Below are 21,138 nucleotides of genomic sequence, written 5' to 3' on the forward strand. Positions count from 1 at the left end.
GATCTGAGATGGGAGGAATTTCTGATGCGTAATGTTTTTTCCCGCCGTGATTTTCTGAAAGCTTCTGCCGCCGCTGTGCTGGCCGCTTCTGCCGCTGGTGTCCTCACCGGCTGTGATGGGGGCGGTGAACAGCTGGCAGAAAACGAAGCCATTCTGGGAGATTTCAAAATCAAGGTGACGAGTGCGACAACAAGCCAGATTACATCCGGTGTTGGCGAAAATGCAAAAAACGAGCAATGGATCATCCCCACTGTCAAAGTCTCGTACAACGGAAAAGGCCTGAACGCACTAAAATACACGGATGTTTTTTCGGCAAAAATCGATGGTAATGATTTGAAGCTGACAGAGCCGACAGGCTTCATGTCTAGTGTGGATGCTCCCTTCCTGAATAGCAACACCATTGCGTTGAAATTCAAAACACCGGATGAAAAAGTGTATAACAATTTCTATTCAAAGGGAAAACCTATGCAGATGACTGTTAAACTGTTTGGTGTGAGCGTAACGTTTTTCTTGCGTCGAGACGGCAATAATATTACCATCAAAAAATCCTAATATCCCCCAAAAGCCCGAGGTGCACCTGCACCCCGGGCTTTTTTGCGCCCAAATTTTACATTGGGGTCAAAACCTGTCCAAACAATTTACCTCGATTTTTCCCGCTTGTGGTCGAAGCGGTTCTCCGACTGGGATACAATAGTGCCGTACCCAGGAAAAACACGAAAACAAGAGCCGGGAACGGAAAGCCCGGATGTTTGGAGGAAAATATTATGAAAAAGATCACGCGTCGTTCGTTTCTCACTGTCTGCGGTGCAGTTGCTGCCGCTGCTGCCCTGACCGCCTGCGGCGGCTCTGCTTCCTCTGCTGCAGCTTCTTCTACCGCTGCAGGCTCTGCTGCATCTTCCACCGCTGCTGCCCTGTCCGGCAACGTTGCTGCCGGTGGTTCCACCTCCATGAAGAACGTTATCGCTGCCCTGACCGAAGGCTTTGCCGAGGTTGAGCCGGGTGTCACTGTCAGCTACGACCCCACCGGTTCCGGCGCAGGCATCACCGGTGCTGCCGATAAGACCCTGGACATCGGCCTGTCCTCTCGTGCCCTGAAGGACGACGAGAAGGCTGACGTGGATGGCACCACCATCGCTCTGGACGGCATCGCCATCATCGTCAACAACGCAAGCAAGGTCGAGGATCTGACCGTTGACCAGCTCAAACAGATGTTCACCGGAGAGATCACCAACTGGTCTGAGGTGGGCGGCGACGACGGCGAGATCGTTCTGATCGGCCGTGAGGCTGGCTCCGGCACCCGTGATGGCTTTGAGAGCATCGTGGATGTCAAGGACAGCTGCAAGTACGCGCAGGAGCTGACCGCTACCGGTGCTGTCATCAGCGCTGTGGAGGCCAACCCTCTGGCCATCGGCTACGCTTCCCTGTCCGCTGTGGGCGACACCGTGAAGATGGTCACCGTTGGCGGTGTGGAGTGCAGCGAGGATACCGTGAAGGACGGCAGCTACGAGGTGCAGCGTCCCTTCGTGTTCGTCACCAACAAGTCTGTCGCTCTGTCTGAGCAGGCACAGGCCTTCTTCGACTTTGCCACCAGTGCCGATGCTGCGGACCTGATCCGCACTGCCGGTGCAGTTCCTGTGAATGAGTAATTGCGGAAAGCAATGATGCTATGAACAACAAAAAGATTTCTCTCCCCAGAACCCCTGCTGAGTGGCTGGAAGCGGTGATGAACTTCATCTTCTTCCTCTGCGGCATTCTGGCGGTGGGCTGTGTGCTCCTGATCTCAGTGTACATGGTCCTCTCCGGTGTGCCTGCCATCCAGAAGATCGGGCTGTTCCGGTTCCTGTTCGGCACCCGGTGGGCTTCCACCGCTGCCGACCCGGCCTACGGCATCCTGCCCTTCATCCTGTCCAGCGTTTACGGCACGCTGGGTGCCACCGTGATCGGTGTGCCCATTGGCCTGCTGACGGCGGTGTTCCTCTCCAAGGCCGCAGGCCCGAAGGTGCGCACCGTGGTCGTGACCGCCATTGAGCTGCTGAGCGGCATCCCCAGCGTGGTGTTCGGCCTGCTGGGCATGCAGGTGCTGGTGCCTGCCGTGGCCAGGACCTTTGGCAAGGCCTCCGGTGCCTGCCTGCTGAGCGCCATCGTGGTGCTGGCGGTGATGATCCTGCCCAGCATCGTGTCGGTGTCGGTCACAGCGCTCAACGCTGTGCCGCCGGAGTATGAGCAGGGCAGTCTGGCTCTGGGCGCAACGGATGTCGAGACTTGGTTCAAGGTCAGCGTTCCCGCTGCCAGGAGCGGCATTGCCGCCGGTATCGTGCTGGGCATCGGCCGCGCCATCGGCGAGGCCATGGCCGTGATGATGGTGGCTGGCAACAGCCCCAACATGCCGGACAGCCTGTTCCGCAGCGTCACCTTCCTGACCACCGCCATTGCCAAGGAGATGAGCTACGCCAGCGGCCTGCAGAAACAGGCGCTGTTCAGCATTGCGCTGGTGCTGTTCGTCTTTATCATGGGCATCAATATCCTGCTCAATGTGGTGCTGAAGGGAGGAAAGCGCGATGAATAACAGTGCTTCTGCCTCCCGCCGCACCTGGAACCGCGTGATGAACGCGCTGGTCCGGGCCTCGGCTGTGCTGGTCATCGTACTGGTGGCAGGCATTCTGGGCATGGTGCTGGTGCGCGGCATCCCGCACATCAGCTGGAAATTCCTGACCACCACCGCCAGTGTGCTGAAGGGCACGGACGGCATCCTGCCTGCGATCCTCAACACGCTGTATGTCATCCTGCTGACGCTTCTGATCGTACTGCCGCTGGGTGTGGGCGCGGCCGTTTACCTGACCGAGTACGCCCGGAACCGCAAGGTCATTTCGGTGATCGAGTTCACCAACGAGACGCTGGCGGGCATTCCCAGTATCATTTACGGTCTGGTGGGGATGCTGGTGTTCGCCCAGACACTGGGCTTCCAGACCTGCCTGCTCTCCGGCAGCCTGACGCTGGTGATCATGAACCTGCCCACCATCATCCGCACCACCCAGGAATCCCTGAAAACGGTGCCCCAGGGCTACCGTGAGGGCGCGCTGGGTCTGGGTGCGGGCAAGTGGCACATCATCCGCACCATCGTGCTGCCCTGCAGCATCGACGGCATCGTGACCGGCTGCATCCTGGCTGTGGGCCGCATCGTGGGCGAAAGCGCCGCGCTGCTCTTCACCGCCGGTGCCGCCGAGGTCATTGCCAACGGCGTGATCAAGGCCTACACCTCCAACGGTGCCACCCTGTCGGTGCTGCTCTACCTCCGTGCCTTTGAGGACGGCGATTTCGACTCCGCCTGGGCCATTGGTGCAGTGCTGCTGGTGCTGGTGCTTGCCATCAATCTGGCAGCCCGGCTTGCCAAAACCAAACTGAAACAGAAGCAGTAAATAACTCCCTCCGTCATCGCTGCGCGATGCCACCTCCCTCACGGAGGGAGGCTTATCCTGCCCGCAACGCAAAAGGCTCCCTCTCAGAGGGAGCTGGCGCGGCATAGCCGCGACTGAGGGAGTCAATATAAGAGGAAAACTATGGAAAACGTATCACCCATTATCACAGCCAGAAACCTGAACCTCTGGTACGGGGATTTCAAGGCGCTGAAAGATATTTCGCTGGACATGGGCGAGCGGGAGATCACGGCCCTTATCGGCCCCTCCGGCTGCGGCAAGTCCACCTTCCTGAAGACCCTGAACCGGATGAACGACCTTGTGCCCGGGATCCGCATCGAGGGCGATGTCCGCCTGAAAGGGCAGGATATCTTTGCCCGCGAGATGCAGCCCACTGAGCTGCGCCGCCGGGTGGGCATGGTGTTCCAGAAGGCCAACCCCTTCCCCATGAGCATCTACGATAACATCACCTACGGCCCCAGGCTGCACGGTGTGCACAACAAGGCGGAGCTGGACGAGCTGGTGGAAAGCTCCCTGAAGGGTGCCGCCCTCTGGAACGAGGTCAAGGACCGCCTGAAAAAGAGTGCCCTGGGCCTTTCCGGCGGCCAGCAGCAGCGCCTGTGCATTGCCCGCGCCCTGGCTGTCAAGCCCGAAGTCCTGCTGATGGATGAGCCCACCAGCGCCCTGGACCCCGGCTCCACCATGAAGGTGGAGGAGCTGATGAGCGAGCTGAAAAAGAACTACACCGTGGTCATCGTGACCCATAACATGCAGCAGGCAGCCCGTATCAGCGACCGCACCGCCTTCTTCCTGCTGGGCGAGCTGGTGGAAGCCGGCCCCACGGCGCAGATCTTCAGCACCCCGCAGGATAAACGCACCGAGGATTACATTTCGGGCCGGTTCGGCTAAGGAGAAAAACGCAATGAGCAACCGTACACAATACGAAAACGACCTTGCCGCCCTGAAAACGGCCCTGACCGAGATGGGTCAGAACGCTGCCGATGCCGTGGAAGCTGCAATGGAAGCCCTCTGCACCGCCGATGCCGAGGCTGCCGCCGCCGTGGTGCAGGGCGATGGCCGCATCAACAACATGGAGCGGGACATTGAGCACCGCTGCATGACCCTGCTGCTCCGCCAGCAGCCGGTGGCAGGCGACCTGCGCCGCATCTCCACCACCATGAAGGTGGTCACGGATGTGGAGCGCATCGGCGACCATGCCTCCGATATCGCGGAGATCATCCCTCATCTGGTCATTGTCCGCAAGGAGGGCGACCCTGCTGTGAGCCAGGCCATCAGGATGGGCCAGAAGGCGCACAAGATGATCCTGGATGCCCTGAATGCCCTGACCTCTGAGGACGAGCAGGCCGCCCTCAGGGTCATTGCCGCCGACGATGAGGTGGACTACGATTTCAACGCCATCAAGCATACGCTGGCGCAGGAGATCGCCGCCGATCCCGGCAAGGTGGATGCCGCCCTGGATCTGCTCATGGTCATCAAGTACCTGGAGCGCATCGGCGACCACGCCGTGAATCTGGCCGAGTGGGTGGAGTTCGTCCGCAGCGGGCGTTATCATAACGAAAATATGTTCTGATCTTTTGTTTCTGTAAAAATTTGAGCTATTTGCAATTATTTCTGTGCCCCGCCCGTATTATAGGCAGAAAGGCTTCCCCAGAAAGCCTGATGAACTGGCTGCGGCGGGTGTCCGGCATCCCCCTGTCCCCGCCCGCCGCTGCCGCAACGGAGGGTTTTAACGCTATGGTACAGACCAAGAATTTCCCGCTGGAAACGCGCGGCGAGGCGGTCAGCCGCGAAGCGCTGGTCCAGGCGGCATTACAGGAGATCACCCAGAATTACCGCGAAGCAAGCCTTTCCAATGTGGCCCGCAGCTACGGCGTTTCGCTGGCGTATGTCAGCGAGTGCGTCCGGGCCCAGACCGGAAAGACCTATAAGGAGCTGCTGCAGAAGCACCGGATGGAGACCGCCGCCCGTCTGCTGCGCCGCAGCGACCTGAACATCCAGCAGATCATCACCCAGGTGGGCTACGAGAACACCAGCTACTTCTACCGCCTGTTCCATGAGCGGTATGGCCAGAGCCCCCGGGAGTACCGCCGGGCACGCAGCCAGCGCACATAAGCGCATCAGTAAACGACCCTCTCCGCCTTTGCAGCAGGCTTTGACGGAGAGGGCCGTTTTGTGTTATATTAAAGCAGAACGATCAGGGCGGGCAGCGGCCTGCCGGAAGAGAGGTTGGATGACGATGTTTCGTGGAGCAAGACGTGCAGATCTGGATGCGATCCTGAAAATTTATGCCCGCGCCCGGCAGGCGATGGCGGATTCCGGCAACCCCACCCAGTGGGGAGATCATTTCCCGCCGCAGGAGCTGCTGGAAGAGGACATTGATTCCAACCGGCTCTTCCTCTACCTTGTCAACGGCGAGCTGGAGGGCGTGTTTGCCTTCATCCTTGGCCCGGACCCCACCTATGCCCGGATCGAGGATGGCAAGTGGCTGAACGATACCCTGCCCTACGGCACCATCCACCGGCTGGCTTCGGCGGGCAGGCACCCCGGCGTTGCTGCCGCTGTGATCACCTGGTGTCTGGAGCACTGCGAGAGCCTGCGGGCCGACACCCACGCCGACAACAAGATCATGCAGCACCTGCTGGAAGAAAACGGCTTTACCAGGTGCGGCATCATCCATGTGGAGGATGGCACGCCCCGCATTGCCTACCAGAAAATGTCCCTTACCCTGCCTTTGCGCCGGGATTGAACCGCAAAAATGCGCCGCCCCACCGGAAACGATGGAGCGGCGCTGTTTTTATATCGGTTTGTCAAGAGCTCTCCCTTTGGGAGAGCTGTCGAGCAAAGCGAGACTGAGAGGGTGAGCCCGCTTTCAGGAAATCGGATCTGTCATCTGACTTTCAAGCGTGGGTTCGACCACCGCATCCTCTTCCGGCGTGGGCTGGAAATACTTCTCGTACAGCTCCATGCCGATGCGGTAGCCCTGCCACACGATGACCGCCGTGCCTGCACCGGCCACGCCGATGATGGCGGCAGTGCCCAGAATGCTGGGCTCGCTCTCGATGGTGGCATCCCGGTACTGGGCTTCCACGGTCACGGTGCTGCCCTTGGCCACGCTGCCCGCCGGGATGGTAAAGCTCTCCTCGTTGTAGGCGACCGCCGGGTTGCCCAGCAGGCTGGCTTCATCCATGGCCCACAGGTCGAACACCATGCCCTCGGGCACGGCGCTCTGGTTCAGCGTCACCTTGACCTCGGCATCCACCGGCACGCTGGCGCTGGTCATGGCTTCGCCGCCGTTGTAGGTGAACGTGCCGCCCTTCACCGTCAGGGTGTAGGTTTCGGGAGTGGGGTCAGGTGTGGGTTCGGGCTTCGGGTCGGGAACAATGATTTGGGGTGCATTCAGTACCACATCACTGTCGGGCATCTCAAAGCGTACCACTGTTTTGTCGGTTTCACCGTTCGGGTAAATGCTGCTGAATGCCTTGCCGATTTCCTGACCGTTGATATTTGTAATATCTGCATCCGCTTTTACGGTGAGGACGGTGCCTGCGTAGGAATACAGATTCCATGCGGAGCCCTGCACCAAATCAAGGCCGGTTTCACCGGGGACGAGAGGAAACGTGTCGTTTACCTTCACGATGGCTCCACCATTCACGGTAACAGAGCGATAATTTCCACTCAGCACGGTTTCATGGGTGAGAATGCTGTCTTTTCCGTTGAATGCACCGCCGGTTATCTCGCCGTTGTTATAATACAGACCGGCTGCAAATGTGCCGCCTTTGATTGTAGGGGTCGTGCTCGAAGTGCTGTAGGGCAAACCATTTGCTGCCAGAGCGTTGAAAACACCGTCCTCGATGGTGCTGCCCTCATTGATGATGCTGCATTTCACTGCATCCAACTGGCCGGTTTTTTTGACGGGGTCGGTAAATCGGAAGTTGTAGGAGTTGTCGGTTTTTCTGCCGGTCAGATACAGTCTGCCGATGCCCTCAAATGATTTCTGGATGTGCCAACCGTCACCATAGTAGGTATAAAATCCTCCAGCGGCCTCAAAAGGAGCATTGCCTATAACCGGTGTGCCATCACTGTCCATGATAAGGGGCAAACCATGGGAAGCCTGGTTCAATATGATATCCGCTTTCGAATCAAGAGCATTCACAGAATTAAGAGATTCTATATTGATGCACACGGTTTTTTTGTTGGGAAGATCCGGATATAGAGAATCATCGTTTTCAAATAAAATGCGGTTGATATCCCGGATGGATTCACTGGCGGTAATGGTATTACTTCCGGTCTTGACTACATAAAGTGTGTTGCCCCAGTCGCCGGACGCAAGACCATTGACTGCTGTGATAGAACCGGTTCCGTTCAGGGTGACTGTTTTGAATGTGCCTGCACCTTTGGGCTCTTTCGCAAATGCGCCGCCGGCCAGCTTGGCACCGGGTTCAACCACTAACTGGACACTCGGGTTCAGGGGGGCCAGTGCGTTTTCCTCACCGGAAAAATCATAATCTCCGCTTTCCAGCGTCAGCTTTTTATTGCTCTTCTCAAACTTCCAGCCGTTGCCGCTGTAATCCTGGGTGCCGCCCTTGGTGCCAACGGGGTAGCCGTTTTCGTCGATCACCAGCCGGGTCAGTATGCTCAGGGTAACGGTGTCCGCAGTGGCAGGTGGTGCGGTGAAAGTGACAGAAAAATAACCCATACCATCATCGTAATGACTTGCATTTGGTGCCCAATCTTCTAACAAACAATGTGTGTCGTTTGTGTCTCCGAATGTAACATCAATAGGAAATAATATTGCTTGACGGTTACGGAAAAAAATATAGATGGTGATGCTGGTATCATGGTCGGAATTGGGAATGACATAACCGCTGTTGCCGAAATAACTGATTCCTGTATCGAAACTCTCATAGCTGCCATTCTTCGGGAAATTCACATTCAAGGTATAGCCGCTAGCGACAGTGCCACCCTCTGGTTTTTTTTGAAAAATGCCGCCCTTTATGGTGCCATTGTTGGTAACGGTAGATTCAAACGTGCCATTTTCAATCTTGCCTTCAGATTCATTGGAAACGGAAGAAGAAAAAAGGCCGCCGGTAATAGTACCATGATTTATAACGGGCATGTCGTAAACGCCACTCGTTATAGTGCCATAATTGGTAATACTGGGATTTCGAATGTCCCAAAAATCACCATTTTCAATCGTTGCGTGTTTCCCTATGATGGCAGAACATAAAATACTGATTGAATCCAGACGGATGCTTCCGCGACCTGTCAAATCATAGGTAGTAGGAGTTGAGGGATCGAGAGTAAGCGTTTGTGTAGAAGCGTCATAGCTCCAGCCCTTACCAGAACAATTTCGATCATGGTTGTCACCGGAACCGACAGGATAGCCATCTGCAATTTTTAATTGGTCGCCTCCCTCCGCCCACGCTGTAAGTGCCGACACAGGCAGGAGCGTTACCGCCATGCACAGCGCCACCAGAAGGCTGAGTAGTCGTTTCTTCATAGGGGGTCCCTCACTTTCTTTGGGCCGGAAGTGGAGCTCCGGCAAAAATGGATGCTCTTACTTCCTTAAATACACGCCGCGCGAAATCCTTTCACCCTTTTTCAAAAAAATTGAAAAAAAAAAAAACGAACTGCAAAACAGTCCGTTTTCGGGTCATCTTTCGTAATGTGTCCATAGGCTTAAAATCTTGATGGTTTGCTCTTCTTCAAAAACATCATACACAAGGCGGTGCTGTACGTTGATGCGCCTGCTGTACGAGCCGTTCAAATCGCCCACCAGCTTTTCATAGGGCGGTGGGTTCTGGAACGGATTTTCTTTTATAATGGAGATCAGCGCCTTCGCCTTTTCGTCAAGATGGGCGGATTTCAGCTTTGGAATGTCCTTGAGCGCGGTTTTCGCATAAACAATTTTGTACATTTACCACTCCACAGCCGATTCGTCAACACAATCTTCCAGCGGTTCGGCCTTGGCCGCCATGAGCTTTTCCCGCATTCCCGGCACGGAGACGAGATAAAGCGTTTCCATAATGCCGCTGTAATCTTCTTCCGAAAGCAGAACAGCGTTGCCGTCTTTGGTGCAGATGTTCAGCGGTTCATTGTACTTTACGGTCTGCTCTACATACTGGAAAGCATTCTTGCGAAAGTTCGTGATATTAGTGGTCGTCATCGTGCATCACCTCTTATGTACATAATAGCGTACACACTGCGCGGTGTCAAGACTTTTTTTGCCGAACTGGGGGCTTGTGGAGCGGGGGCAATCGTTCTATAATACAAGCTGTGAAATGAATCACAAAAGGGGTGGAACGTATGGACAAAAAACTGAACGAGGCCGTGGCGGCGCTGCGGCCCCAGATGGTGGCGGCGCTCCAGCGGCTGGTGCGCAGGCGCAGTGTGGAGGCCGACCCGCTGCCGGGCAAGCCCTTTGGCGAGGAGGTGGATGCCTGCTTTGCTGAGGCGCTGACCCTCTGCCATGAGCTGGGCTTTGAGACCACCGACATGGATCGGTATATCGGCTGGTGCGAGATCGGCACCGGGGACGAGATGGTGGCGGTGCTGGGGCATCTGGACGTGGTGCCCGAGGGCGAGGGCTGGCATCACCCGCCCTACGCCGCCGAGATCGAGGGCGGCAGGCTGTATGGCCGGGGTTCCATTGACGACAAAGGCCCGGTGGTGGCCAGCCTGTTCGCGCTGAAGGCCATCCGGGATCTGGGCATTCCGCTCAACCGCCGTGTCCGGCTGCTGTTCGGCCTGAACGAGGAGACCAACGACCGGGACGTGCTGTACTACAAGGCCCACGGCGGGGAGATCCCGGTGCTGGGCTTCACCCCGGACGGCGAGTATCCGCTCATCAACGGCGAAAAGGGCATCCTGAACGAAAGCTATGCTGTGCAGCTGCACCAGACCGGTGCCTGGCAGCTGAACAGGGTGCAGGGCGGCGTGGCCGGCAATGTGGTGCCGGACTACGCCTGCGCTGCGCTGACCGCCCCGGCGGGGGCCTCCCTGCCGGATGCGGAGCACATCACCGTGACAGCCATCCCCGGCGGCTATCAGGTGGAAGCGGTGGGCGTTTCGGCCCATGGCAGCCACCCGGAGCAGGGCGAAAACGCCATTGGGCGGCTGGTGTGCTACCTTGACCGGCTGCCGCTGGAGGGGGATGCCAAACAGGCTGTGCACTTTCTGGCTGAGAGGCTGGGCACCGACCCCTACGGCGAGCGCCTGCTGGGCCACCGGCTGGAGGATGCGCTCTCCGGCCCCATGAGCTGCAACTGGGGGCTGATCGAGGGCGACGCGCAGCATCTGTGGGTCAAGCTGAACTACCGCTATCCTGTGACCATGGAACGGGCAGACTGCCAGCCCGCTGTGCAGGCCGCCTTTGAGGCCGCAGGCTGGGCGCTGGATGGGCAGGTGCACAAGGAAAAGCTCTATTACCCTGCCGAGACCCCGCTGGTCAGCGCCCTGCTGGAGGTTTACCGGGATGCCACCGGCGACAATGCCCCGCCCAAGTGCATCGGCGGCGGCACCTACGCCAAGATGCTGCCCAATGTGGTGGCCTTTGGCCCCCTGTTCGCGGGGGACCCGGTCACAGAGCATCAGCCCGATGAATGCATCGATCTGGAACGTCTGGTGCAGAACGCCCAGATCATTGCAAACGCCATTGTCAAGCTGGCAAACCTGCCGCTGGAATAAGAAGGAGGACGGGACTATGAAGATCACACAGGTGCGGCTGGGCCGCATTTCCACCCCGCTGCGGGTGCCGTTCAAAACGGCACTGCGCACTGTGAACAGCGTTGAGGATGTTATCGTGGAGCTCCACACCGATACCGGTGCGGTGGGCTACGGCGAAGCACCTCCGACCGGTGTCATCACCGGCGACACCACCGGGGCCATCCTCGGTGCCATTCAGGATCATATCGCCCCTGCCCTGCTGGGCCGCGACCTCGATGAATTTGAGGATCTGACCGCCGCTGTGCAGAAGGCGCTTGTCCACAACACCAGCGCCAAGGCCGCTGTGGACATGGCCCTGTGGGATCTGCTGGGCCAGAAGTACAGTGCCCCTGTTTACCGGATGCTGGGCGGTGCCCGCAGGAACATCGTGACCGATATCACCATCAGCGTCAACCCGCCCGAGGAGATGGCCCGGGATGCCCGCACCGCCGTCCAGCGCGGCTACGACTGCCTGAAGGTCAAGGTAGGCATTGACCCTGAACTGGATGTGGCCCGCCTTGCCGCGGTGCGGCAGGCTGTGGGCCGGGACATCAAGCTCCGCATCGATGCCAATCAGGCCTGGAACGCCAAGCAGGCGGTCCGCATCCTGAACCAGATGCAGGAGAAGGGGCTGGACATTGAGTTCGTGGAGCAGCCCGTGCCCGCCGCAGACCTTGAGGGGATGCAGTATGTCACCCGCCATGCCGATGTGCCCGTGCTGGCCGACGAGAGCGTGTTCAGCCCGGCAGATGCCCTGCGGATCATGCAGACCGGCGCGGCCGACCTTGTGAACATCAAGCTGATGAAGTGCGGCGGCATCACCAATGCCCTGCGCATTGCCGCCGCCGCTGAGGTGTACGGTGTGGAGTGCATGATCGGCTGTATGCTGGAAGCGAAGATCTCGGTCAACGCCGCTGTGGAGCTGGCCTGCGCCAAGAAGATCATCACCAAGATCGATCTCGACGGCCCGGTGCTCTGCAGCGAGGACCATATCCTCGGCGGTGCCGTGTTCGACGAAAAGAACATCACCGTCTCCGACGCGCCCGGCATGGGCATTCAGGGCTTTGTGCCCGGCAAGGTGTCCTATCTCGACTAAAACAGGAACAGACCGCATCCCGAAACACACGGGGTGCGGTCTCTTTTTGTGAAATTGTATTCTGTGTGCGGACAGTGAAAAAAGCTCGTGTCTGTATATGTTGAAATGAAAAACAAAAAAAGTGGGCAAAATCTTTGACTTTTCGGCCTGCAAGGCGTATAATCGTACTTGTTCCGTGTAGAGGAATGGGAAAACTGTGCGCGATAGGCGCACAATCTGGATAGGGGAGTAGAAAAGTTATGAAAACGTTGAAAGCGGTTGCGGCAAGGTACAATGCCACCAGCCTGATCCTGCGCATCGTCATCGGCCTTGCGGTCGGTGCGGTGCTGGCACTGGCGGTGCCCGGTGCGGGCTGGGTGGAAGAGTTCGGCAGCCTGTTCGTGGGTGCCCTGAAGGGCATTGCCCCGGTGCTGGTGTTCGTTATCGTGGCCAGTGCGCTGGCGCAGGGTACGTCCAGGCTGGACCGGCGCTTTGGCACGGTCATCTGGCTGTACATGCTCACCACCTTCCTGGCCGCCGCCATTGCGGTGGTGACCAGCTTCCTGTTCCCTCAGACCGTCGTTCTGGCTGAGGCGGCAGAATCCGAGGTGGTGCCCCAGGGTCTGGGCGAGGTGATGAACACCCTGCTCACCAACTTTGTGGCAAACCCCGTCAGTGCCCTGCTGAACGGCAATTACATCGGCATCCTGTTCTGGGCCTGCCTGTTCGGTCTGGCCATGAAGAAGTACGGCGCGGACAGCACCAAGCTGTTCCTGGCGAACACAGCGGATGCAGTCTCCCAGATCGTCCGCTGGATCATCAATCTGGCACCCTTCGGCATCATGGGCCTTGTGTACACCAACGTGTCCAGCAACGGCCTGTCCATCTTTACCCAGTACGGCAGGCTGCTGCTCCTGCTGGTGGGCACCATGCTCTTTATGGCACTGGTCGTCTCGCCCTTTATCATCTTTGTGTATCTGCACTGCAACCCGTATCCGCTGGTGTTCCGCTGCCTGCGTGAATCCGGCCTGACCGCCTTCTTCACCCGCAGCTCTGCCGCCAACATCCCGGTCAATATGGATCTGTGCGAAAAGCTGGGGCTGGATAAGGATATGTATTCCGTCTCCATCCCCCTGGGCGCTACCATCAATATGGATGGTGCCGCCATCACCATTACCATTATGACGCTGGCTGCGGCCAATACGCTGGGCATTCAGGTGTCCCTGCCCGCTGCCATCCTTCTTTCGGTGATGAGTGCTCTGGGTGCCTGCGGCGCTTCCGGCGTGGCTGGCGGCTCCCTGCTGCTGATCCCCATGGCCTGCTCCCTGTTCGGCATCTCCAATGATATCGCCATGCAGGTGGTCGGTGTCGGCTTTATCATCGGCGTGGTGCAGGATTCCGTGGAAACTGCCCTGAACTCCGCCGGTGACGTGGAATTTGCCGCCACTGCGGAATATCACCAGTGGCGCAAGGAGGGCAAGCCCCTGCCGGCGTTCCTGTGCAAGTGATGCAAAACTGAAATGGCTTTTCAAAGGCTGCTGTGCTGCTGGCACGGCGGCCTTTTTGTTTGGAACTTTTTTCTGGGCATTTTGCACAGGAAAGACCTCGTCCTGTTTGAAATTGACGGATTCTGACGGATTTTGCATGAGAGTGTCCCCTTTTGCAGAAGAAATTCTGGGCAAAACGGAGAGAAAATCTGAAAAAACTTTCCAAACAAGGTTTCAATCGTCCATGTATACAAGAACTTTATTTTTCATAAAAAACGTTTTGTGCTAGTTGCGCAAAGAACGAAAGAACGTTAAAAATGTATCACTAAATTCATAGTTTGTTCATAGAATTTATAAAACGATTTCATAATTGAGTGGCATAATATGGCCATCCTCAGAGAGGGGAACAAAAGAACGAAGGGTTCTGAACGGTTCCGCTCTGAGGATGCAGGGAGATAGAGGCCCTGCCAAAAAACACAATGACATTTACCGATATACGGAGGATATTTATTATGATGAACAAGAACACTGCTATTCTGGACAACACTATGATGGACGCTTACCTGACTGTCACCGAGGGCGTGTCCGATAACTGCGGCATTGGCCTGGCTTTTGCAAGCCTGCTCGAGAGCGCAAAGAAGAACTTTGTCAACCAGAGCAACCGCCGCGCTGTCAATGCAAGCTTTGCCGGCTGATCTTCTCCAATTTGCCGGTTGAAGATTCTCCTTCTTTTTTTGTTACAGCTGCTGCCACACTGTAATATGAACTGAAAAGCCCGGAACCACCTGCCGCCATAGCAGGTACGGTTCCGGGCTTTTTTGCTGTGTGGGTTCGGTCAGCGCAGGGGTTTTAAGCCGTCAGCCTTGCTTTCTGCAGCGCGGCCACGATCAGCGGAATGAGGATGAGCTGCGCCACGATGCCGGGCACGGCAGTGAGCACCGCACCGGACAGGAACGCGCTGAACGGGAAGCTGGAGCCGGACAGACCGGCCAGCACAAAGCGCACCGCACCCCAGACAAGGCGGCCTGCCACCATCGAGGTAACAAGGGCGGCGTAGATCATGGGCAGGGTGTGCTGCACCTTGCGGTACATGAAACCGGCCACAGCGCCGTATGTGGCCAGCTCAAAGGCCATGGCGATGGCAATGGGGTACATCGGGGGCATCCCGAACAGCACCGAGCGGAGCAGCGGGGCGGCAAAGCCCAGTGCCAGGCCCCAGGGGCCGCCCAGCACAAAGCCTGCCAGCAGCACCGGGAAGTGCATGGGGCAGAGCATATTGCCGATCTGAGGCACATGGCCGGTGATCATGGGCAGCACAAAGGCCAGTGCCAGAAACAGTGCGGCCAGCACCAGATCACGGGTCGCGGAACGGGTCTTGGTATTCATCAATGATTCCTCCTGAAAATGCGCAGACAAAAAGGGCCTGCCGCCAGCACGCGCCAGCGGCAGACCCCTTCATGGTGTCTGTTTCAAAATAATGTTTGCGGGGAGAAACACGGGCTTCGGCCCGCAAAGCCCCGGCTTCAGCCGGGAATTGTGCAAAAAGTATAGCAGATGCAAAGCCGCCTTGTCAAGCTCAGCGGATGAGGATGGTTACGGGGCGGTGTTTGCGGATTTTTGAAATTTGTAGATGTAATAAAAGGAATCTTCACCGGGGCCTTCTGCAAATGTACTGTTACAGACATTGGTGTGAGAATAACCATTGTTGGAGGCTGCATTCAATTCGGCATCAGAAAGCGCATGTTCCATAAAGAGCCAGATCTCAGGATCGGAAGAAGTGAAGCACTGAGAAGTATTGGAGGATTCGATTTGAGCATGGACACGTCCCGGAAAGTAATAATCAAAGAGTGTCCAGTCTAGGAAGTAGTTCGTTGTATAAAGAACTGCATCCTGAGAGGGGGTAATAACTTCCAGACACTGGGTGGTCGCAAGGTCGATGCGCTTTTCCCGCTGATAGGTTTGGTAGAAATCCGGTAGACTGCACACCAGCGTTCCCAAAATCAAAATACCGGATAGAATGGTTCTCCAACGGACTTTAGACAGAAGAAAGCCAAAAACCAGGTAAACGACTGCGGTGAGCGGATAAAGGTATCGAACGAGAAAAAGCGGGCGAACGGCATGTGAAACGATCAGCCCGACTGCGGAGGTGCCGGCGGCAGAAAGCAAGCCGGCCAAAAGCCAGATCGTATCAGGGGCGAAGAGCCATTTAGAGGACGACTTGGCCTGTGCTGTGAAATAAAGAAGGAATGCAAGACCGAAAATGAGAACTGTCCAAGAAGGATTGAAGAAGAATCCGATACAATTGATCGGAGAAGGAATGAAGGTGGACCACCAGTCTGCCGCAGCACGTTTGAAAGTGGGAAGCAATACCAGAAGCCAGGGAAGGTAGACGACCACTGCGGCACAATAAGTGATAAGGATTTTTTTAAAGCTGCTCTTATCCTGCGGAAGCAGAGAAAGCAGAGCCAGATAGAAAAATGCAACGGAAATCAGGGCATAGTAGTGCGTATAAGCGGCACAAAGAGAGGCGACGCTGAAAATGACCCAATCGGAGGTTTTACCGGAATGAAGAATGTTATGGAGTGCCAGATAGGCCGCTAACACAAAGAAAGCGCCGAGTGAATACATTCGGGCCTCGACGTTGAACATGATAGCGGTATCAGTCAAAGAGGCAAAAGTGGAAACAACAACTGCGGGAATCAATCCGAACTGTCTGAAAATCATTGTACAGGCAAGAATCAGAATGAGTCCATAGGGAATCAGAGCCGACAGATGATAGACATATCCGTGATTGCCCAGAAGATGATATAGGAGCTGTGTGAAAAGATAGTACAGCGGCGGATGGTTATCTGCCGCTGTGACTTGGAGCATTTCAAAAACATTCATTTGGGCAAGGCCGATGCTGAACCCCTCATCTCCCCAGAAGGAGTTATCAAAAATGCGGACAAAGTGCATGGCGAACAGCACAAGGGCATACAGGTACAGCAGCCAGGGCAAAATCCTGCGGCGGCGCTGTGCCCGGGATGTAGGTGCGGAAAAAGACATAGGAACCTCCCAAAATGATAAAAAAAGCAAACAAATTCATCTTATTATATCATACAGCGGCAAAAGATGATATTGCAAAGCAGCCAAAAGCTGCAAAAATGTTTTGCGGGGGCAAAATGAACCTGCATTTTCAACAAAAACGGGAACGTTTACAAGCGATTTTGCCAAGGGATGTACATTTTGACGAAAGAACCTTGACGTTTTTGCATAGAATAGATAATATAGACTTGAGAAATAGCGCATCGGGGCGTACGGCCCGGGTGCGTATCATATCCGATGCAAACGCTGAGGTTCATACGGGAGGACCAAAGATGACAAATGCAGAAAAACTTACCCTGGCAAAACACGCCTGCCACATCCGCATGGGCGTGATCGAGGGCACTCACAGCGCCAAGTGCGGCCATCCGGGCGGCAGCCTGGATATCGCCGAGGTGCTGGCGTACCTCTATTTCGTAGAGATGAAGGTGGATCCGAAGGATCCCAAGAACCCTGACCGCGACCGTCTGGTGCTCTCCAAGGGCCATGCGGCCCCGGCGCTGTACGCCGCGCTGGCTGAGCGTGGGTTCTTCCCGGTGGAGGACCTCAAGACCCTGCGCAAGATCGGCAGCTACCTGCAGGGCCACCCCAACATGAACAGTGTGCCGGGCGTGGATATGTCCACCGGCAGTCTGGGTCAGGGCGTGAGCGCCGCCTGCGGCATGGCACTGGGTGCCAAGCACGCCGGTAAGCCCATCAATGTTTACACCATCCTGGGTGACGGCGAGGTGGAAGAGGGCGAGTGCTGGGAAGCCTTTATGTTTGCTTCTCACTACGGCCTGTCCAACCTCTGCGTCATGCTGGACCGCAACCATCTGCAGATCGACGGCACCACCGAGACCGTGATGAACAGCGCCCCGCTGGAGGAGAAGCTGAAGGCCTTCAACTTCAATGTGCTGACCATCAACGGCCACGATTTGGATGCCATTGAGAGCGCCATCGCCGCTTTCCGCGCTGAGAACGAAAAGCCCACCTGCATCATTCTGGATACCCTCAAGGGCAAGGGCGTTTCCTTTATGGAGAACTCCGTTGACTGGCACGGCAAGGGCCCCAACGATGAGGAATACGCACAGGCCATGCAGGAGCTGAATGCAGCTTACGCCGCGCTGGAAGAGGAGGACAAGTAAGATGGCAGAAGTGAAGAAGATCGCTACCCGTGACAGCTACGGCAACACCCTGAAGGAGCTGGCCGCCGAGGGCCACGACGACCTGGTGGTGCTGGACGCTGACCTGGCTGCCGCCACCAAGACCGGCATGTTCCGTAAGGCGTACCCGGACCGTCACTTCGACTGCGGCATTGCCGAGGGCAACATGATGGGCGTGGCCGCAGGTCTGGCCACCATGGGTTATGTTCCCTTTGTTTCCAGCTTTGCCATGTTTGCCGCAGGCCGTGCCTTTGAGCAGATCCGCAACTCGATCGCTTACCCCCGCCTGAACGTCAAGATCGGTGCCACCCACGGCGGCATCTCTGTGGGCGAGGACGGTGCTTCCCACCAGTGCTGCGAGGACTTTGCCCTGATGCGCAGCCTGCCCGGCATGACCGTGATCTGCCCCGCAGACGATGTGGAAGCCCGCGCCGCTGTGCGTGCCGCTTACGCCATGCAGGGCCCTGTTTACCTGCGCTTTGGCCGTCTGGCTGTGCCTGTGTTCCACGATGAGGCTACCTATCACTTTGAGCTGGGCAAGGGCGAGCAGATCACCGAGGGCAGCGACATTGCCATCATCGCCACCGGTCTGATGGTCAACGAGGCCCGCCTGGCTGCCGAGCAGCTGGCTGCCGAGGGCATCCACGCCCGGGTCATCAACATCCACACCATCAAGCCTCTGGATGAGGAGATCGTCCTCAAGGCCGCCAAGGAGTGCGGCAAGGTCATCACCGCCGAGGAGCACAGCGTCATCGGCGGTCTGGGCGAGGCCGTCTGCGCCGTCCTGAGCGAGAAGCTGCCCACCCCTGTCCGCCGCGTGGGCGTGCAGGACAAGTTCGGCTGCTCCGGCCCTGCATGGGACCTGCTCAAGCTGTACGGTCTGGATGCAGCGACCATCTGCAAGACCGCTCACGAGATGCTGGGCTGATCCAGAAAGTCAATAAAAGCCGGTCGGCGTATGCCGACCGGCTTTTTGCGTGCAATTACCGTAAAAATTCGTGATTTTTCCGCACGATATCCGGGGAAACGTGCTGGCTGCTTGCACCCGGCGGCAAAGTGTGTTAAAGTGGGGCCAGATAAAAATTTTGAGAGAAGGAGCACCGCTATGAAATACGATTTCACTTCCATCATGGACCGCCACGGCAAGGATGCCATTGCAGTGGATGGCCTTGGCACCGGCTTTGCCCCCGCCGCCCCCAAGGAGGGCTTTGATGCCATCCCCATGTGGGTGGCCGATATGAATTTCCCCACCGTGCCCACCATCCAGGAAGCCATCATCGAGCGCACCAACCACCCTGCGTTTGGCTACTTCAACCCCACCGATGAATACTTCGATTCCATCATCCGGTGGCAGGCAAAGCGCAACGGCGTGCAGGGCCTGACCAAGGAGTGCATCGGCTACGAGAACGGCGTGCTGGGCGGCGTGATCAGCGCCCTGAACTGCGTCTGCTCCAAGGGCGACAAGATCCTGATCCACAGCCCTACCTACATCGGCTTCACCATGAGCCTGAAGAACAACGGCTACGAGGCTGTCCACAGCCCGCTGGTCAAGGATGAAAACGGCGTGTGGCGGATGGACTTTGAGGACATGGAAAAGCACCTGAAAGAGGAAAAGATCCATGCCGCCATCATGTGCAACCCCCACAACCCCTGCGGCCGTGTGTGGGAGCGCTGGGAGCTGGAAAAGGCCATGGAGCTGTACAAGAAGTACGATGTGTATGTGGTCTCCGATGAGATCTGGTCGGACATCATCCTGAGCGGAAACAAGCACATCCCCACCCAGTCTGTGAGCGAGGATGCCCGCCAGCGCACCGCCGCCTTCTACGCCCCCTCCAAGACCTTCAATCTGGCCGGTCTGGTGGGCAGCTACCATATCGTTTACAACAGCTGGTGGCGTGACCGCATGGAGAAGGAGTCCAGCCTGAGCCACTACAACATGATGAACGTTCTCTCCATGCACGCCCTGATCGGTGCTTACAAGCCCGAGGGCTACGAGTGGACCGACGAGCTCTGCGAGGTGCTGACCGGCAACATCGACTTTGCCTGTGATTACATCGAGAAGCATTTCGAGGGCGTGACCGTCTCCAAGCCGCAGGGCACCTACATGCTGTTCGTGGACTGCACCGACTGGTGCAAGGCCCACGGCAAGACCATTGAGGATGTGGAGCACGCCTGCTGGGATGTGGGCGCTGCCATCCAGGACGGCACCATGTTCTTTGGCCCCTGCCACCTGCGCATGAATCTGGCTTCTCCCCGTTCCCGCATCGAGGAGGCGTTCCACCGCATGGATAAGTACGTTTTTAACGCATGATCGCTTAAACACAGCAAAAAGTCCCGGCCAGAACGGCCGGGACTTTTTTGCGCTTAATTCAGATCGAAATTGCCCAACAGCAGGTAGTAGAGCACCTCCACCACCAGCGCTGCCGAAAGCTGGGAAGGCAGCATATCGCTGGCAATGCGCTGGATACGGTTGGAGGCCAGCAGGGTATAGCTGGCGTGGCCTGCCAGCGCCGAGCGCTTGTCGCAGGTGATGAGGATGACCGGTGTGCCGTTCTTCTTGGCGGCACGGGCGGCCGTCTCCAGCGCCTCGCAGCGGCCTGCGCTGGAAATGAGCAGCAGGGCATCTTTTGGGGTCAGTGCCGAAGCGAAAGACCGTGCCTTTTCTGGCACCGGGCTGATCATGCAGCGCTTGCCCAGACTGCCCAGCTTGAGCGAAGCATCCATGGCAACGGGCAGGCTGCTGCCGTTGGCTTCGATCTCAATGATCTCTGCCGCCCGCAGAATGGACAGCACTTTTCTCAGCTGGACAAGGTTCAAAGCCTGAATGGTGGCCTGAACCTCCTCCTGACGATTGTTCTGAAGATCGAGCAGGGCCTGATGCAGCGGGTCATTGGGGGGCCTTTTGCGGGCCTCCGTTTCCTGCTGCTCCAGCACATCCCGCGCAAGCTCCAGTTGGAATTTGCGGTAATTTGCGTAGCCGAGCTTGTGGCACAGCCGGGTGACCGTGGCTTCGGACGAGTGGCTGGCCTTTGCAAGCTCCGCAGAGGTGGCGACCGAGGCCCACTTTACATCTGCAAGAATGCAGTCCGCAATGCGCCGTTCGGCGCTGTAAAGCTGGAGCCCGGAGCACAGCTGGGTGACGACGCTTCCCGGGGAATCGTGCATAGCAATACCTCCCTGTGCGCGCTGTGCATTGGGCACAACGCACAGTA

General features: G+C 57.2%; 21 protein-coding genes. 15 read left to right on the top strand and 6 right to left on the bottom strand.

The genetic code is table 11. The features are described from left to right. The first annotated feature begins 24 nt into the window (after positions 1 to 24). From ACKXGA_RS10525 to ACKXGA_RS10560, 8 genes are all read left to right on the top strand, one after another. Entirely contained in the window at positions 25 to 552 is a 528-nt protein-coding gene (locus ACKXGA_RS10525) for a twin-arginine translocation signal domain-containing protein (RefSeq protein ID WP_423729466.1), read from the top strand. Positions 553 to 764: 212 nt separating this feature from the next. Next, on the top strand, positions 765 to 1,646 hold the full coding sequence (locus ACKXGA_RS10530; RefSeq protein WP_423729467.1) for a phosphate ABC transporter substrate-binding protein: 882 nt from the start codon (positions 765 to 767) through the stop codon (positions 1,644 to 1,646). Positions 1,647 to 1,666: 20 nt separating this feature from the next. Then, a complete protein-coding gene (gene pstC, locus ACKXGA_RS10535; RefSeq protein ID WP_275252633.1) occupies positions 1,667 to 2,566 on the top strand; it encodes a phosphate ABC transporter permease subunit PstC in 900 nt (299 codons plus the stop codon). After that, positions 2,559 to 3,416, top strand: a complete 858-nt coding sequence (pstA, locus tag ACKXGA_RS10540; RefSeq protein ID WP_242886548.1) for a phosphate ABC transporter permease PstA — start codon at positions 2,559 to 2,561, stop codon at positions 3,414 to 3,416. The genes pstC and pstA overlap by 8 nt, the downstream gene beginning before the upstream one ends. A 141-nt stretch (positions 3,417 to 3,557) precedes the next feature. Further along, positions 3,558 to 4,322, top strand: a complete 765-nt coding sequence (pstB, locus tag ACKXGA_RS10545; protein WP_097769780.1) for a phosphate ABC transporter ATP-binding protein PstB — start codon at positions 3,558 to 3,560, stop codon at positions 4,320 to 4,322. Positions 4,323 to 4,335: 13 nt separating this feature from the next. Then, on the top strand, positions 4,336 to 5,004 hold the full coding sequence (gene phoU, locus ACKXGA_RS10550; RefSeq protein WP_423729468.1) for a phosphate signaling complex protein PhoU: 669 nt from the start codon (positions 4,336 to 4,338) through the stop codon (positions 5,002 to 5,004). 89 nt (positions 5,005 to 5,093) lie between these two features. Then, entirely contained in the window at positions 5,094 to 5,546 is a 453-nt protein-coding gene (locus ACKXGA_RS10555) for a helix-turn-helix transcriptional regulator (RefSeq protein WP_005928664.1), read from the top strand. Positions 5,547 to 5,670: 124 nt separating this feature from the next. Continuing rightward, on the top strand, positions 5,671 to 6,180 hold the full coding sequence (locus ACKXGA_RS10560; protein WP_035393427.1) for an acetyltransferase: 510 nt from the start codon (positions 5,671 to 5,673) through the stop codon (positions 6,178 to 6,180). Between the two features lie 123 nt (positions 6,181 to 6,303). Here the strand turns inward: ACKXGA_RS10560 and ACKXGA_RS10565 are convergent, their stop codons facing one another. The 3 genes from ACKXGA_RS10565 to ACKXGA_RS10575 all read right to left on the bottom strand — a co-directional run bounded on the left by ACKXGA_RS10565 (position 6,304) and on the right by ACKXGA_RS10575 (position 9,600). Further along, positions 6,304 to 8,934 carry a hypothetical protein gene (locus tag ACKXGA_RS10565; protein WP_423729469.1) on the bottom strand — a complete coding sequence of 877 codons (2,631 nt, stop codon included), beginning with the start codon at positions 8,932 to 8,934 and terminating at the stop codon, positions 6,304 to 6,306. 153 nt (positions 8,935 to 9,087) lie between these two features. Further along, positions 9,088 to 9,351, bottom strand: coding sequence for a Txe/YoeB family addiction module toxin (locus ACKXGA_RS10570; RefSeq protein ID WP_423729470.1), 264 nt, complete (start codon positions 9,349 to 9,351; stop codon positions 9,088 to 9,090). Continuing rightward, the gene (locus tag ACKXGA_RS10575) at positions 9,352 to 9,600 is read right to left on the bottom strand and encodes a type II toxin-antitoxin system Phd/YefM family antitoxin (RefSeq protein WP_098923834.1); all 249 of its coding nucleotides are present in this window, start codon (positions 9,598 to 9,600) and stop codon (positions 9,352 to 9,354) included. Between the two features lie 140 nt (positions 9,601 to 9,740). On the opposite strand from ACKXGA_RS10575, the gene ACKXGA_RS10580 reads away from it, so the two are divergent. The 4 genes from ACKXGA_RS10580 (at position 9,741) to ACKXGA_RS10595 (ending at position 14,395) form a co-directional block, all read left to right on the top strand. Next, positions 9,741 to 11,120, top strand: coding sequence for a Sapep family Mn(2+)-dependent dipeptidase (locus ACKXGA_RS10580; protein WP_156062398.1), 1,380 nt, complete (start codon positions 9,741 to 9,743; stop codon positions 11,118 to 11,120). A 16-nt stretch (positions 11,121 to 11,136) separates the two neighbouring features. Then, a complete protein-coding gene (locus tag ACKXGA_RS10585) occupies positions 11,137 to 12,234 on the top strand; it encodes a dipeptide epimerase (protein ID WP_098923832.1) in 1,098 nt (365 codons plus the stop codon). A 248-nt stretch (positions 12,235 to 12,482) separates the two neighbouring features. Continuing rightward, positions 12,483 to 13,721 carry a serine/threonine transporter SstT gene (sstT, locus tag ACKXGA_RS10590; RefSeq protein ID WP_423730403.1) on the top strand — a complete coding sequence of 413 codons (1,239 nt, stop codon included), beginning with the start codon at positions 12,483 to 12,485 and terminating at the stop codon, positions 13,719 to 13,721. A 491-nt stretch (positions 13,722 to 14,212) separates the two neighbouring features. Then, positions 14,213 to 14,395 (top strand): hypothetical protein, encoded by a 183-nt coding sequence (locus tag ACKXGA_RS10595; protein ID WP_035393180.1) that lies wholly within the window; start codon positions 14,213 to 14,215, stop codon positions 14,393 to 14,395. A gap of 154 nt (positions 14,396 to 14,549) precedes the next feature. Here the strand turns inward: ACKXGA_RS10595 and ACKXGA_RS10600 are convergent, their stop codons facing one another. Both ACKXGA_RS10600 and ACKXGA_RS10605 read right to left on the bottom strand, forming a co-directional pair. Next, positions 14,550 to 15,086: an ECF transporter S component gene (locus ACKXGA_RS10600; protein ID WP_423729471.1), complete on the bottom strand. Its 537-nt coding sequence runs from the start codon at positions 15,084 to 15,086 to the stop codon at positions 14,550 to 14,552. A 207-nt stretch (positions 15,087 to 15,293) separates the two neighbouring features. Continuing rightward, on the bottom strand, positions 15,294 to 16,745 hold the full coding sequence (locus ACKXGA_RS10605; protein ID WP_423729472.1) for a glycosyltransferase family 39 protein: 1,452 nt from the start codon (positions 16,743 to 16,745) through the stop codon (positions 15,294 to 15,296). 311 nt (positions 16,746 to 17,056) lie between these two features. Between ACKXGA_RS10605 and ACKXGA_RS10610 the strand changes: the two genes are divergently transcribed. The 3 genes from ACKXGA_RS10610 (at position 17,057) to ACKXGA_RS10620 (ending at position 20,237) form a co-directional block, all read left to right on the top strand. Beyond that, the gene (locus ACKXGA_RS10610; RefSeq protein WP_117534587.1) at positions 17,057 to 17,908 is read left to right on the top strand and encodes a transketolase; all 852 of its coding nucleotides are present in this window, start codon (positions 17,057 to 17,059) and stop codon (positions 17,906 to 17,908) included. Between the two features lies 1 nt (position 17,909). Beyond that, positions 17,910 to 18,854, top strand: a complete 945-nt coding sequence (locus ACKXGA_RS10615) for a transketolase family protein (protein ID WP_097772995.1) — start codon at positions 17,910 to 17,912, stop codon at positions 18,852 to 18,854. A gap of 177 nt (positions 18,855 to 19,031) precedes the next feature. Continuing rightward, complete coding sequence (locus ACKXGA_RS10620) at positions 19,032 to 20,237, top strand: MalY/PatB family protein (protein ID WP_005928475.1); 1,206 nt, start codon at positions 19,032 to 19,034, stop codon at positions 20,235 to 20,237. 53 nt (positions 20,238 to 20,290) lie between these two features. On the opposite strand, the gene ACKXGA_RS10625 is transcribed toward ACKXGA_RS10620, so the two are convergent. Then, positions 20,291 to 21,091 carry a MurR/RpiR family transcriptional regulator gene (locus ACKXGA_RS10625; RefSeq protein ID WP_423729473.1) on the bottom strand — a complete coding sequence of 267 codons (801 nt, stop codon included), beginning with the start codon at positions 21,089 to 21,091 and terminating at the stop codon, positions 20,291 to 20,293. Positions 21,092 to 21,138 lie beyond the last annotated feature (47 nt).

The organism is Faecalibacterium hominis (ex Afrizal et al. 2022) (assembly GCF_049545105.1).
Taxonomy (GTDB): Bacteria; Bacillota; Clostridia; order Oscillospirales; family Ruminococcaceae; genus Faecalibacterium; species Faecalibacterium duncaniae.

What these genes read in the sequence shown, in the direction of transcription:
- ACKXGA_RS10525 (WP_423729466.1), top strand. Translation starts at nt 25, where the DNA reads ATGCGTAATGTTTTTTCCCGCCGTGATTTTCTGAAAGCTTCTGCCGCC.
- ACKXGA_RS10530 (WP_423729467.1), top strand. Translation starts at nt 765, where the DNA reads ATGAAAAAGATCACGCGTCGTTCGTTTCTCACTGTCTGCGGTGCAGTT.
- pstC (WP_275252633.1), top strand. Translation starts at nt 1,667, where the DNA reads ATGAACAACAAAAAGATTTCTCTCCCCAGAACCCCTGCTGAGTGGCTG.
- pstA (WP_242886548.1), top strand. Translation starts at nt 2,559, where the DNA reads ATGAATAACAGTGCTTCTGCCTCCCGCCGCACCTGGAACCGCGTGATG.
- pstB (WP_097769780.1), top strand. Translation starts at nt 3,558, where the DNA reads ATGGAAAACGTATCACCCATTATCACAGCCAGAAACCTGAACCTCTGG.
- phoU (WP_423729468.1), top strand. Translation starts at nt 4,336, where the DNA reads ATGAGCAACCGTACACAATACGAAAACGACCTTGCCGCCCTGAAAACG.
- ACKXGA_RS10555 (WP_005928664.1), top strand. Translation starts at nt 5,094, where the DNA reads ATGAACTGGCTGCGGCGGGTGTCCGGCATCCCCCTGTCCCCGCCCGCC.
- ACKXGA_RS10560 (WP_035393427.1), top strand. Translation starts at nt 5,671, where the DNA reads ATGTTTCGTGGAGCAAGACGTGCAGATCTGGATGCGATCCTGAAAATT.
- ACKXGA_RS10565 (WP_423729469.1), bottom strand. Translation starts at nt 8,934, where the DNA reads ATGAAGAAACGACTACTCAGCCTTCTGGTGGCGCTGTGCATGGCGGTA.
- ACKXGA_RS10570 (WP_423729470.1), bottom strand. Translation starts at nt 9,351, where the DNA reads ATGTACAAAATTGTTTATGCGAAAACCGCGCTCAAGGACATTCCAAAG.
- ACKXGA_RS10575 (WP_098923834.1), bottom strand. Translation starts at nt 9,600, where the DNA reads ATGACGACCACTAATATCACGAACTTTCGCAAGAATGCTTTCCAGTAT.
- ACKXGA_RS10580 (WP_156062398.1), top strand. Translation starts at nt 9,741, where the DNA reads ATGGACAAAAAACTGAACGAGGCCGTGGCGGCGCTGCGGCCCCAGATG.
- ACKXGA_RS10585 (WP_098923832.1), top strand. Translation starts at nt 11,137, where the DNA reads ATGAAGATCACACAGGTGCGGCTGGGCCGCATTTCCACCCCGCTGCGG.
- ACKXGA_RS10595 (WP_035393180.1), top strand. Translation starts at nt 14,213, where the DNA reads ATGATGAACAAGAACACTGCTATTCTGGACAACACTATGATGGACGCT.
- ACKXGA_RS10600 (WP_423729471.1), bottom strand. Translation starts at nt 15,086, where the DNA reads ATGAATACCAAGACCCGTTCCGCGACCCGTGATCTGGTGCTGGCCGCA.
- ACKXGA_RS10605 (WP_423729472.1), bottom strand. Translation starts at nt 16,745, where the DNA reads ATGTCTTTTTCCGCACCTACATCCCGGGCACAGCGCCGCCGCAGGATT.
- ACKXGA_RS10610 (WP_117534587.1), top strand. Translation starts at nt 17,057, where the DNA reads ATGACAAATGCAGAAAAACTTACCCTGGCAAAACACGCCTGCCACATC.
- ACKXGA_RS10615 (WP_097772995.1), top strand. Translation starts at nt 17,910, where the DNA reads ATGGCAGAAGTGAAGAAGATCGCTACCCGTGACAGCTACGGCAACACC.
- ACKXGA_RS10620 (WP_005928475.1), top strand. Translation starts at nt 19,032, where the DNA reads ATGAAATACGATTTCACTTCCATCATGGACCGCCACGGCAAGGATGCC.
- ACKXGA_RS10625 (WP_423729473.1), bottom strand. Translation starts at nt 21,091, where the DNA reads ATGCACGATTCCCCGGGAAGCGTCGTCACCCAGCTGTGCTCCGGGCTC.